Raw genomic sequence first — 10740 nt, forward strand, 5'->3', positions numbered from 1 at the left:
GGGGTCGAACCGCCGACCTTCCGCTTTTCAGGCCGGTCAACACCATCCAGGGACGCCCGTACACATACCCGAATGTCCATTTTCAGCCGCTGGCGTGCCCCTCCGGCGCCCGGCGTTGCCACACGCGCTGCCACACCTCACCCGTCCCCCAAACCGTGGACCGAGCGGTCCCGAGCCCCATCCGCGCCCTGCCCCGGCCATCGGCGCAGCGCGGCTCACCGTCACTCGTGACCGGCCAGCCGCCACCGGGCGGCCGACCAGGGCCGGTGGCCGATGAACGCCGGAGCGGCAACCGCCGCCGCGCCGGAGACAGCTTCCTTTGGGGCAGGAACCGCCTCCACCACGAAGATCCTCACCGTGGTGATCGGGATTGTCGTCGGTCTGACGTTCCTCTTCAGTGGCCTGGACCAGCCGCACCCTGCAGTCCCAGGACCTCGGCTCCGCGCTGCACACCGCCGACCAGACCCACCGGACGACGGTGATCCTGGCCCATCGACGGCAAATACGGGCACCGGGCACCACCACCTCCCCCCAACCGCCGACCGCACGGCGATCACCCGAACCGTCCGGGCCCTACTTGCCCCGCCCCTCAGCGATGCCATGGAGCCCTCGGCCACGCCAAACGAGAGCCATCCAATTTTCAACCGCCGCGCTATTGCCCCCGGGCCGGGCGACCGATAACGACCTCCCCGCGGCCGCTCGAAAGCGTTCGGGCCCGCCCCGCCGAGCCTCCGACTGGCTGGGCGGAGGCGAGGGCACCAACGGCAGCGGCGGGTCAGGTGTGGCGGCCGGCGATGCTCGCGGTGCTGGGGCTGGCGGGCCAGGTCGGCTGCGACCTGTGCCCGCACCGGTGCGTCCTGGCGGCTGGTGAGACCGGCCCGTGTGGGTCCGGCGCAATCGCGGCGGCGGGCTGGAGACGGCGGCGTTCACCGTCGCGGTCAGTCATCTCGACGCGATCGAACGCAAGCCGCTTTACCATGTGCGGCCAGACGAACGGGTACTCACCGTCGCCGGGCCCGGCTGCACCTTCCGCTGCAACTACTGCGTCAACCATCGACTCTCCCAGTACGGCCGGGTGCTGACGGCGCCCTGGACGGGCTCGCCCGCCGATCCGGCGGCCCTGGTGGCCCGGGCCGTCGAGGCTGACGCGCCGGTCGGGCTCTCCTGCGCGGAGCCGTCGCTGGCGCTGGAGCTGACGGTGGCGCTGGCCGACCACGCCGGCCCGGCCAGGGTGCCGCTGCTGTGGAAGTCGAACGGGTTCCTCACCCCGGCGGCCGTTGCCGTAGCGGCCCCGCGGCTGGAGGCGGTCAACATTGACGTGAAGGCGGCGACCGAGCCGGCGCACCAGCGGCTCACCGGGGCGCCGCTTGCGCCGGTGTGGGACACGATCGAGGCGCTGCACGCGGCCGGCGTCTGGGTGGAGGTGTCCACCCCGCTGATTCCCGGGGTCAGCGCCGAGCCGGATGCCCTGGCGGCAATCGCCCGGCGGCTAACCGCGGTGGACGCCGACATCCCGTGGCACCTCGTGCGCTTCACCCCGGACTTCCGGATGCGTCGACCGTCGCCCACCAGCCCGGCCGAACTGCGGCACGCCGCCCGGCTCGGAAACCCTTGCGGGACTGCGGTTCGTCTATGTGGAAAGGGCGCTGGGCGCGGCCGGTCGGGCGACACATTGCCCGGGTTGCGGCGCTACGCTGATCGAGCGCGGAGTGTGGGGGACGACGGCGGTGCGGCTGGTCGACGGCGGCTGCCCACAGTGCGGGCGACCAGTTCCGGGGCGATGGCACGGGGGCGGAACACGATGATCGACAATGGCTCGAGGTCCGATGCGGTGGAGTTTGTGGATGCGCTCCCCGACCTCATCAACGCCGCTGAATACGACGATCATCCGGACGGACGGCTGGTCCGGGTCGAACTCCGGGTAACCAGCTCCGGCGTGGACGTGCTCGGCGACGCGTTCCGGCCGGCCGTCATGGAGGCCCTGCTGCGTGAGCTCGCCGGTCCCACCCAGCAGATGTTGTGCGGCTGACCGGGGTCGGCAACTGATGACGAGCGGAACCCCGCGCCCCGATCTGCCTGCCGGGACGGCTGGGATAGCTGGAACGGCCGAGACCACTGGAACGGCCGGGACAGGCGGGACGGCGGGGCCGGGAAAGCTGACGGAGCAGGCCGAGCTGGCCGAACTGGCGGCCGGTATCGACGAGGCACTCGCCCCCACCCTCGCTGGCAGTGACTGGCAGGTCGACGGCCCGGTGGTCACCGCGTCGGCGTCCTGGTGGAACCACCTGCGCTGCGAGACCTGCGGGCACACCTTCCGGGCCGGGGAGCACGTGGTGGTCTGTCCCTGCGGGCGTCATCCGACCACCTGCATCGCGGCGGTGCATCGCGACCCGGCCGCCGGGGTCACCTGCTGGGACGGCTGGCGCCCGGACGGCGTGCTGACCCGGTGCCCGGTCAGCCTCACGCCCCTGCTCGACCCGGGCCTCGTCGGCGAGACCGCCGGGCCATGACCGTCCCGGCACCAGCCGGCGAGCGGTACGCCCGCCACGAACGGATAGCCGGCTGGGACCAGCGGATCCTGGCGGCCAGCACGGCGGTCGTGGTCGGCGTGGGCGCACTGGGCAACGAGGTCGCCAAGAACCTGGCGCTGGCCGGCGTCGGTCGGCTCGTCCTGTGCGATCCCGACACGGTGTCCGTCTCGAACCTGAGCCGGACCGTCCTGCTGGCGGACTCGGACGTCGGCCGGCCGAACGTGTCCGCCGCCGCGGCCGCGGCCTCCATCGCCTCGACCGCGATCGTCGCCGGCTGGATGACGTTGATCGCCCTGCGCCTACTCTTCGCCCGGGCCGCCGACGCGCGGACGCCAAGCGGTGACCGGGCCTTCGGAGACGGGTGGACATCCAGCGGCGAGGAGGCGACCGGCGGCGAGGGGACGCCGGAGCAGGGGCTGCTGCGGATCGACGGCCCCACCGGCCGCACCGGGCCGGTCGCCGTCCGGCGGGATCCCGGCTGCCCGCATCACCAGCCGCTGGACGGCTCCGTCACCGTCCTGCCGATCGACGAGGGGGCCAGCGTCGGCGACCTGCTGGCCGCGCTGCCCCTACAGGCCGACCCGCGGTGCTGGGCGCCGGTCGCGCTGCCCGGTCGGTGCCCGCGGTGCGACACCCGTTACGAGCCGGCGCCGACCGACGAGTCCCGCCTGCTGTCCTGCCGGGGCTGCGGGCAGCCGCACCGGATCCGGCGCACCGACTCGCTGCTCGGCGTCGACCCCACCCGCTCGCTGCGCGACCTCGGGGTGCCATCCGGGGAGATCCTGCCCGTGCGGACCTCCGACGGGGAGTTCCACTGGTACCGGCTACGACTTCGAGGAATCCGATGAGCGACCGCGACCGTCGAGGCAACACTCGGCTGCCCGACCTCCGGCTGTCCCGCGAGGAGCGCCTCGACTTCCTGCGGGAGGTCGCCCGGGTGTACCGCACTGAGGCTGCCGCCAACATCGTGCTCGAAGCGGTCGGCATTCCGGTGGAGCGCCGGCCGGCCTGGCAGAACGTCAACCCCGAACAGTGGTGGGGGGAGGTCTTCCAGGACTTCGACGCGGGCATCGTCGCCAGCCCCTACCGGACCCTGATGGGCGTGGTGGTCAGGACCCACCCCGGGAACGAGACGCTGCACCGGCTCGCGGTCCGCCACGGGGTGATCAAGTCCGAGGACGCGGCGAACGAGGGCGGCCGGAGCCTGGTCGTGGAGCGCCCGGACGACCGCGGGTGGGACATCAACCGCAGCCCGGCTCACCGGATCGACGAACAGCGGACGCCCCGCCCCGGCCGCCCGGCACGACCCGACCCGGCCACCCGGGTGTTCCTCTGCCACGCGCACCAGGACCAGGAGACCGTGCGCGAGCTGTACCACCGGCTGCACCGCGACGGTTTGCAGCCCTGGCTGGACGCCGAGGACCTGCGGCCGGGGCAGGACTGGGATCTGGAGATCGGCCGGGCGATCGCCCGGTGCCGCTCGGTGGTGGTCTGCCTGTCGCGCGTCTCGACGACGAAGCGGGGCTTCGTGCAGACCGAGATCGCCCGCGCGCTCGACGCCGCTCGCCGCCTCCCGGAAGGGGAGATCTTCGTCGTCCCGGCCCGGCTCGAGGCCTGTGACCTGCCCGACCGGCTCAGCCGGTGGCATGCCGTCGACCTGTTCATCAAGGGTGGCTACGAACGGCTCGTCGACGCCCTGCGCCCGGAGGCGTAGATCGGGCCGACGCGGGTTCGACTACCGGCACGGCCCTCGCCGAAGCGTGGCCGAGGCGCTACGATCAGGCCAAACCGGGGGGCAATGGCACGAAAGTCGTGATGTGCGCGCGACCGCACCGGCGCACACAGGGACGGGCCCGGTCGCGGAGTAGCAGTGGCCGCGTCCGACCTGCAAGGACGCCGTCTACCGCTCCCAGGCTGTCCGGGACCACCGGTGGAGGTAAGCGTCCGATGCGGTCAGGCGAGAGCGCGGCCCGCCCCGGCGGCGGTGAGCGGTCGCGCATCCAGCTGTCCGCCGAGGAGCGCCTCGACTTCCTGCGGGAGGTCGCCCGGGCGTACCGCACTGAGGCTGCCGCCAACATCGTGCTCGAAGCGGTCGGCATTCCGGTGGAGCGCCGGCCGGCCTGGCAGAACGTCAACCCCGAACAGTGGTGGGGGGAGGTCTTCCAGGACTTCGACGCGGGCATCGTCGCCAGCCCCTACCGGACCCTGATGGGCGTGGTGGTCAGGACCCACCCCGGGAACGAGACGCTGCACCGGCTCGCGGTCCGCCACGGGGTGATCAAGTCCGAGGGGGGGGACGAGGCCCCCGACCCGGCCGGCCGCCCCGCGCCGGCCACCGACCCAATCACCCCGGCCGGCCCGGCCGACGCGACCGGAGCCGCCACCGCGGCCCGACCGGATGAGCCGGGCGGCCCGGAGTTGGACGGCGATCCCGCGGCGGTCACGTTTCCGAGGTTGGCGGCCGAGGCGGCGGGCGAGGCGGAGCCACCACGCTTTCCCGGGCGACCCTCGGATCCGGCGGACGAAGACGATGGATCGCCCCTCCGTCGATGGCTCTGGCCTTGGATAGCGCCCCTATGGAGACAAGCCAAGAAACTGCGGAGAAAAGTTCAGAAACGGCCGAAGGTCGCGATTGCGGTAGTAGTCCTTCTGGCGATTTCCATGGGATTCTTCTTCTACTACGAAGAACAGTCCGACGATAGATGTGGAATACCGACCGAGCTGGTGCTTTCCGCCTCGGCCGACACCGCGGACCTGATGCGTGAAGTGGCCGAGGACTTCGTGAAGAGCGACCGCGATCATCACGGCTGCCGGCGGGAACACATTCAGGTCGTCAGTCCGTCCGTGGCGGGCGGGACGACGAAGGCGCTCGAGGATGGCTGGCCGTCGGAGGACCTGCGCTCCGTCGGGCCGTACCCGCATGTGTGGATACCCAGTTCGAGTGTCGACGTGAATCGGGTCAAGGCGGCCATTGGGAAGGGCAACACCGATATCCCGCTGACCACTTTACCTTCGGTCATGTCCTCGTATCTGGTGCTGGCGGCCCCGAGCGGCCTCGCCGGACAACCCGGTTGGGACGACCCGTCCGCCGTATCCCTCGCCGCAGTGGTGAAACAGGCCGAGAACGGTGCGTTGCGGATCGTCCGCGAGGGGCCGGAGACATCAACCGAGGGCCTGGTGTCGACCATGGCGCTCTACCAGGCGGCCGTAGGTGCTCCGCTGACCAGGAGCGGGCTGAGCGGCGGCGGAATAGGCGCGACGCTGCACAGGCTGGAGCAGGCCACCATCACGAGCGACGGCATCGGGGACCCGGAACGCGGGCTTGGTTGCCAGGCGGCCACGTCCACCGCGCCGGACTTTAAGGTCGCCCTGATGTCCGAACAGGCGGTGTTCGCTCACAACAAGACTCCGTCCTGCGGGGTGCCGTCGGACCAGCTGACCGCGTTCTATCCCACCGACGGGGTGCCATTGCTCGACTATCCCTTTGTCATGGTCGGCGGCCGACGTTGGGGAAACCCGAAGCGCGAGGCGGTGGCCAGGCGGCTGCATGATTTTCTGGAACTCCCGGAGACGCAGAGCAGCATTGCGGCGGCCGGTTTCCGCCCAGCGGGTGGCGCGCCGATCGACCTGTCAGCGTCCGACACGGGTATCCAGAGCGAGGTGCCGCAGGCGAAAGATCAGCCCGGCCCGGCGGAGACAACCGACGCGGCGGACGAGCTGGAGAAGGCGTGGCGCTCGGCCCGTAGGCAGGCTCGCGTGTTGTTTACCATCGATGTGTCCGGGTCCATGGCTGTTTCCGGTCTGGATGGTGTCACGCCGCTCGATGCCGCCAGACAGGCAATCGGACCGGCACTCGGCCTGGTGCGCGGCGACGATCAGATCGGCCTCTGGGAGTTCGCGACGAGACTGGATGGCGACCGGGATTACGTGGAGAAGGTCGGCCTTGGGACGGCTGACACCGGCTCCGGTTCCCGCCTCGACGACATACGTCAGGCCTTGCCAACGTTGCACCGGGAAAACGGTGACACCGGGCTCTTCGACACCATTGGAGCCGGGGTCGCCGCGCTGCGGGCCCAAGGGGGCGCGACAACGGCCGACGCGATGGTGGTCTTCACCGACGCCATCAACGACAAGCCTGGGGGAACGAGCCCCGACCGTCTTGCCGGACAGCTGAACTTGCCCGGCGCTCCGCCGGTCCGGGTGTTCCTTCTCGCGTTCGGGGAGGCCAACTGCAGTCGGCCCGATCTCCAACCGCTGCTGGCCGGCGGGGCGACCTGCGAGAACGTCTCCAGTACCGACGTCGGAAAGGCAGTCGAACGGGTGGGCTCAGGGCTATGGGGGATACACTGAAATGCCAGCGGCCAGGATGACCCGGCTCGTCTCGGTGCTGGTGCTGGCCTGCCTTCTGTGCACATTCGGCGTCGCCGCATGCACCTCCTCACATCGGGATGACGACACAGGGCCGATCAACTTCGCCGGCATCGCCGATTTCACCGATGGCGATCAGGTGGGCAAAGCCGTCGCCCAGTGGAACAAGGTGCATCCTGACCAGAGGGTCACCTACATTGAGCAGTCCGAGTCGTCCGACGAGCAGCGATCCCAGCTCGTGGCCACCGCACAGGGCGCGCTGGACGCGCAGGAACCGACCGAATGCTATGACGTGCATTCTCTCGATGTCATGTGGACCGCCGAGTTCGCCAAGGGGAACCTTGTCGTGCCTCTCGGCAACGAGGCGCGCAGGGACGGGATAGAAGAGAAACTCTTCGTCCCGGCGGCGTGGGATAGCGGGCGCTACAAGAAAAAGCAGTGGGCGGTGCCGTTCCTGATCAACGTTCCGCTACTCTTCTACCGTAAGGACATTCTTGACGCGGAGAAGCTGCCCCCACCCACCAGCCTCAAGGACATGATCGCCAAGATCACGCTGGTGAACCAGAGGCGGGCCGCCGGCGGGCAGAATCCGATCGGCGGCTTCGGGGGCCAGTTCGCCCGCTACGAGGGTCTGACGGTCAACGCGCTTGAGATCGTCCGGGCCTTGGGGGGCGACATCACGGCAGACCCCCACCAGCCGATCTCGGACGAGAGCCACGTCCAGGAGGCGTTCCGCCAGCTGGTCTCCGCCCTGGCGGAAGGCGGGTGGATTCCACGGGAGGCACTCACCTACCAGGAGCAGAGCAGCCGGGAGGCCTTTGTGAACGGCCAGCTGCTGTTCATGCGGAACTGGCCGTACGCCTACAAGCTGCTCACCGCCGCCAACTCGCCGATGGCCGGGAAGGTCGGAGTGGTAGCGCTGCCGTGGCCCGAAGTGTTCGGCGGGCACAACCTCGCCGTGTCGTCCTGCTCGAAGCACCAGTCAACCGCCTGGTCGTTCATCAGCTATCTCACCACCGACCCGGGCGTGCAATCGGCGATGCTCCGGGACGGCGGCTATCCGCCCGTCCTGAAAGCCGCCTACAACCCCCGACGGGACGAGTTCACCAAGGCCATCTCGCAAGCCCTGACAGGGAAGCAGAACGCCGTATCACGGCCGGTCACTCCCTACTACGCGGCGGTCAGCGATGTTATCCAGGATGAAGTCTCCCACGTACTGCGCGATCATCTGGCGCCCGCCGACGCCGTCGAACACCTTAATACGAGGCTGCCGCCCGCGCTCCACGGCAAGTAGCAGGGCAGCCCACCCATCTGCTCCGCTTGGACTCGATGGGGTGGTCATCGTCGGACCAGCGGTGCTGGGGATGCGGATCGGGCTGAGATCGATCTCGCCACCGGAGTCGCTGCGGTCATAGCCGATGGTGGTGCCCTGGACGTCTTCAATCCTGACCCACCGATGATCCCGGAGATCTCATCGAACAACCACACCCGCCGCCGAGGCGCGGGCGCGTGGTTTTGGCATTTCCGCTGGCTCCACCTGGGCGGCTTGAGGTGGCTCCGCTTCGTGGTGGGCGGGGGACGGTATGACGGCTTGGTCTGGCCCCGTCTGGTGGCAAGGTTGTGAACAATCGTGTTATTCGGATCTGGCGACGATCACGTTTGCGCCGTGAGGCGCTGTGGTTCGAGTGAAGGTGAGAGACCTTCGCCGCTGGCCCTGTCGCGGTAGGGCGGGTGGAGCTGAGGGCAGCCTGGGCCCGGGTAGTGCCGGTCCGGGTCGGAGCAGCCCTGACAAAGCCGGGACGTTCCAGCACCGCCAGATGGGGCGGGTCCGGCGAGCGGAATGGAGAGGAGTACGCGAGGAACCGGCGTTTTACGTCCCTGAATGCGACACCGGCTCGAACCTGGTGGATTTGGGCCGGGAACGGTGCGCACCCGTTGTGATCGACGACGGGGAACTCCTGGGGTGGTGTACGAGAGCTGCCCAGGAGGCCACGAGGAAAGCCCGTGGCGTACTCGTGGCGAGGCCGTGGGGACACAGTCGGGCTCCTCCTTCGTCGAGTGAATCACAGTGAAAACGGGAACCGTCCCGGATCTTGCCCTCCGTCCGTCGGTGTGGATGGGCAGGGGGTTGGGCGCACCGACCGTCGATCGGTCCGGGACGGGGCGGAGCCGCCGTAGTACTCCGAGCCGGGGAAAGCCTGCGCGCATGGGGAAGGGCGGCAGCGGCTCCACGAGGCGGAAGGACATGTAATGCCGCAAGGTGCGACGCTGAATAGCGACGCTCCGGTTCTGGCCGCGCGGGTGGCGCGGGATCGGGTAGCGGGGATGCAGACGAAGCTTCACTGTTAGGCGGCGGCCGACGCCGGTCGCCGGTTCGATGACCTATTCAACTTCGTGTGTGATCCGGCGACGCTGCCCGTAGCGTTCGACCGGGTCGCGGGTAACCAGGGCGCGCGCACGCTCGGCGTCGACGGCCTGCCGGTCGCCGACATCGACGGGATTCCCGTGATAGCGGATCGGGTCGTTCAGGGCACGCTGAAACTGGTCCTGGAACCAATCTTCGAGGCCGACTTCGAGCCGGTCTCCTACGGGTTCAGGCCCCGGCGACGCGCCCAGGACGCGATCGCTGAGATCCACCACTTCGGCATCCACGGCGACCGGTGGGTGCTCGACGCGGACATCGAGGCGTGTTTCGACACCATCGACCATCCGGCCCTGATGGACCATCGGCGGGTCTCAACGCAACAGACCCCGTCCCGGTCACTGCGCTCGCCGACCTTTGGGCGCTGGCGCTCGCCGACGGCGCAAACGGGCTGACCGTCAGTGGCGGCAAGCCACTCACCCAGCCGGAGACGCTCGGCGCGTTTCTGGCCGTCGCTGCGGAGCTCCGGGACACGGCGGTCGCGCCAGTGGCTTCGTACGTGGGAACAGGATCCCGCTCTCGATGACATTGCCACGCCAGGCGGAGCCGCCGCCGGCCGCGATGTCGACCTGCTCGTCTGCACCGGCCACGAGCCTGCCGAGCTGCCCGGCCTCCCCGTCGTCGACCCCTCAGCCGGCGTGGTCCTGCCGGTGCGAGGCTCCGACGAGGCCGGCGAGGAACGTGTGCGGGCGCTCGCCGGCGCCGACGCGGTCATCACCGCCGGTATCGCGCTGGTGCGCTCACCAACCCTGGTGCGGCGGGGCAGCTCCAACAGCGGCTCCTCGCGCTTTCCCCGCTCGGTGCCCGCCGCTACGTCCAGCACGTCGACCGGCGAACGGAGACCCCGGCGATCCAGCTCGACATCACCGCTGACGGCGCCGCCGAGCTCGTCGGGATTCCCCACCCCGCCCTCTGCGCACTCGCTCAAGGACTACGCGTAGCCGGCATCACTGCCCGCCCCAACTGGATCGGCGACCACCATTCTGGCAGCGTCGGCCCAACTCGGTAAACGGCCTGCCCCGAGCGTCCGCCGCAAAAGCGGACGGTCACCATCCTCGATCTTGCTCATCGCCGCAAGTCAGTGGCGCCGCCGGCCGGACCGGCGAAGCTCCGTTGCCATACAGAGGCCATTCCGTGTGGCAACGTCCGCGGACGTTGGCGAACGGATGCCCCGGCTCCCGGAGCTCTACCGTGGCCTCCTACCAGCGCAAACGGCGCCGAGACGCCCTGGCGGCTGGTCGTCACGGAAGCGATCTTCGCAACCTTCCACCCCGGAAGCGGGCAGTCAGTTTCACCGTCTTCCCAGGTCAGCCGGGGTTCGAGATGGGTCACCGCCGGGATTGCACGGTCTCGTTGCCACACAACGATCTAGAGTTGATCGAAAAATCCGGCATTTCCGCAGGTCAAAAGGGTGGGCAG

General features: G+C 69.6%; 8 protein-coding genes. All 8 read left to right on the forward strand.

Features of this window, described 5'->3' with window-relative positions:
• The first annotated feature begins 880 nt into the window (after window positions 1-880).
• The 8 genes from NBZ83_RS24615 (at window position 881) to NBZ83_RS24650 (ending at window position 10262) form a co-directional block, all read left to right on the forward strand.
• Window positions 881-2029 carry a radical SAM-modified peptide, FtsH ternary system-associated gene (locus NBZ83_RS24615; protein WP_261575887.1) on the forward strand — a complete coding sequence of 383 codons (1149 nt, stop codon included), beginning with the start codon at window positions 881-883 and terminating at the stop codon, window positions 2027-2029.
• A 16-nt stretch (window positions 2030-2045) separates the two neighbouring features.
• Entirely contained in the window at window positions 2046-2510 is a 465-nt protein-coding gene (locus tag NBZ83_RS24620; protein WP_261567253.1) for a hypothetical protein, read from the forward strand.
• Window positions 2507-3379 carry a HesA/MoeB/ThiF family protein gene (locus tag NBZ83_RS24625; protein ID WP_261567254.1) on the forward strand — a complete coding sequence of 291 codons (873 nt, stop codon included), beginning with the start codon at window positions 2507-2509 and terminating at the stop codon, window positions 3377-3379. The genes NBZ83_RS24620 and NBZ83_RS24625 overlap by 4 nt, the downstream gene beginning before the upstream one ends.
• A complete protein-coding gene (locus tag NBZ83_RS24630) occupies window positions 3376-4245 on the forward strand; it encodes a toll/interleukin-1 receptor domain-containing protein (RefSeq protein ID WP_261575888.1) in 870 nt (289 codons plus the stop codon). Before NBZ83_RS24625 ends, NBZ83_RS24630 begins: the two co-directional genes overlap by 4 nt.
• A gap of 233 nt (window positions 4246-4478) precedes the next feature.
• Complete coding sequence (locus NBZ83_RS24635; RefSeq protein ID WP_261575889.1) at window positions 4479-6881, forward strand: effector-associated domain EAD1-containing protein; 2403 nt, start codon at window positions 4479-4481, stop codon at window positions 6879-6881.
• Window positions 6882-6897: 16 nt separating this feature from the next.
• Window positions 6898-8193, forward strand: a complete 1296-nt coding sequence (locus NBZ83_RS24640; protein WP_261575890.1) for an extracellular solute-binding protein — start codon at window positions 6898-6900, stop codon at window positions 8191-8193.
• A gap of 1100 nt (window positions 8194-9293) precedes the next feature.
• Window positions 9294-9716: a reverse transcriptase domain-containing protein gene (locus tag NBZ83_RS33985; protein ID WP_261567259.1), complete on the forward strand. Its 423-nt coding sequence runs from the start codon at window positions 9294-9296 to the stop codon at window positions 9714-9716.
• A gap of 255 nt (window positions 9717-9971) precedes the next feature.
• The gene (locus NBZ83_RS24650; RefSeq protein ID WP_261567260.1) at window positions 9972-10262 is read left to right on the forward strand and encodes a hypothetical protein; all 291 of its coding nucleotides are present in this window, start codon (window positions 9972-9974) and stop codon (window positions 10260-10262) included.
• Window positions 10263-10740: the final 478 nt, after the last annotated feature.

The organism is Frankia gtarii, assembly GCF_025403375.1.
Taxonomy (GTDB): domain Bacteria; phylum Actinomycetota; class Actinomycetes; order Frankiales; family Frankiaceae; genus Frankia; species Frankia gtarii.